Origin of the sequence: Type-D symbiont of Plautia stali, from assembly GCF_001485335.1 — a bacterium.
In the GTDB taxonomy this organism is placed as follows: Bacteria; Pseudomonadota; Gammaproteobacteria; order Enterobacterales; family Enterobacteriaceae; genus Pantoea; species Pantoea vagans_C.
Map to the genome: position 1 here is coordinate 1 of NZ_BBOC01000222.1, position 270 is coordinate 270.

Here is a 270-nt window from a genome sequence, read left to right on the forward strand (position 1 = left end):
TGAATCGCCACGGGTTTAACAGACACCTCAGAGTCATTTAAGATGGCTTAAAGAGAGGTGCCCATGAGCGGTAAGCGTTATCCCGAAGAGTTTAAAATTGGAGCAGTCAAACAGGTTGTTGATCGTGGCCATTCTGTTTCCAGCGTTGCAACACGTCTCGATATCACCACCCACAGCCTTTACGCCTGGATAAAGAAGTACGGTCCGGAATCTTCCACTAATAAAGAACAGTCAGATGCTCAGGCCGAGATCCGCCGTCTCCAGAAAGAG

At 48.5% G+C, this 270-nt stretch carries 1 protein-coding gene; it reads left to right on the plus strand.

Going from position 1 to position 270, the window contains the following annotated elements:
- Positions 1 to 63: 63 nt before the first annotated feature.
- The coding region (locus PSSD_RS26095) for a transposase (RefSeq protein WP_058974238.1) at positions 64 to 270 on the plus strand (207 nt) is incomplete at its 3' end.